The organism is Terrimonas alba, assembly GCF_042434975.1.
Lineage (GTDB): Bacteria > Bacteroidota > Bacteroidia > Chitinophagales > Chitinophagaceae > Terrimonas_B > Terrimonas_B alba.
Genome location: NZ_JBHMQM010000027.1, coordinates 1 through 1,682, shown reverse-complemented (window position 1 = coordinate 1,682; position 1,682 = coordinate 1). Strand labels below are relative to the sequence as shown.

1 protein-coding gene is annotated in these 1,682 nt (G+C 52.3%); it reads left to right on the top strand.

The window, feature by feature from the left end; genetic code table 11:
- The coding region (locus ACFEL9_RS26015) for a hypothetical protein (protein WP_385896306.1) at window positions 1-1,682 on the top strand (1,682 nt) is incomplete at both ends.

The window sequence follows — 1,682 nt, the reverse complement described above, 5'->3', positions numbered from 1 at the left end:
CCGGTTGCAACTACAGTAAATGCATGTGACTATGCAGACCAGGCAGCGCTTGATGCAGCCTTCCAGGCATGGCTGGCAACAGCCAGTGTAACGGGTGGTTGTGATCCGGTTCTTACCAATAATGCAACAGGTGCAGGAACACTTTGTACCGGCGGTGCCGTAACAGTGACCTTCACTGCTACTGATCTTTGCGAAGCACCAACTGCAACAGCAACCTTCACCGTAACACCGGCAACACCTGTAGTGATAACAACCCCGGTTGCAACTACAGTAAATGCATGTGACTATGCAGACCAGGCAGCGCTTGATGCAGCCTTCCAGGCATGGCTGGCTACCGCTTCTGTAACGGGTGGTTGTGATCCGGTTCTTACCAATAATGCAACAGGTGCAGGAACACTTTGTACCGGTGGTGCCGTAACAGTGACCTTCACTGCTACTGATCTTTGCGAAGCACCGACTGCAACGGCAACCTTCACCGTAACACCGGCAACACCTGTCGTGATAACAACCCCGGTTGCAACTACAGTAAATGCATGTGACTATGCAGACCAGGCAGCGCTTGATGCAGCCTTCCAGGCATGGCTGGCTACCGCTTCTGTAACGGGTGGTTGTGATCCGGTTCTTACCAATAATGCAACAGGTGCAGGAACACTTTGTACCGGTGGTGCCGTAACAGTGACCTTCACTGCTACTGATCTTTGCGAAGCACCAACTGCAACAGCAACCTTCACCGTAACACCGGCAACACCTGTAGTGATAACAACCCCGGTTGCAACTACAGTAAATGCATGTGACTATGCAGACCAGGCAGCGCTTGATGCAGCCTTCCAGGCATGGCTGGCAACCGCTTCTGTAACGGGTGGTTGTGATCCGGTTCTTACCAATAATGCAACAGGTGCAGGAACACTTTGTACCGGCGGTGCCGTAACAGTGACCTTCACTGCTACTGATCTTTGCGAAGCGCCGACAGCAACAGCAACCTTCACCGTAACACCGGCAACACCTGTAGTGATAACAACTCCGGTTGCAACTACAGTAAATGCATGTGACTATGCAGACCAGGCAGCTTTGGATGCAGCCTTCCAGGCATGGCTGGCAACAGCCAGTGTAACGGGTGGTTGTGATCCGGTTCTTACCAATAATGCAACAGGTGCAGGAACACTTTGTACCGGTGGTGCCGTAACAGTGACCTTCACTGCTACTGATCTTTGCGAAGCACCAACTGCAACGGCAACCTTCACCGTAACACCGGCAACACCTGTCGTGATAACCACTCCGGTTGCAACTACAGTAAATGCATGTGACTATGCAGACCAGGCAGCGCTTGATGCAGCCTTCCAGGCATGGCTGGCAACAGCCAGTGTAACGGGTGGTTGTGATCCGGTTCTTACTAATAATGCAACAGGTGCAGGAACACTTTGTACCGGTGGTGCCGTAACAGTGACCTTCACTGCTACTGATCTTTGCGAAGCACCAACTGCAACAGCAACCTTCACCGTCACACCGCCAACACCTGTCGTGATAACAACCCCGGTTGCAACTACAGTAAATGCATGTGACTATGCAGACCAGGCAGCGCTTGATGCAGCCTTCCAGGCATGGCTGGCTACCGCTTCTGTAACGGGTGGTTGTGATCCGGTTCTTACCAATAATGCAACAGGTGCAGGAACACTTTGTACCGG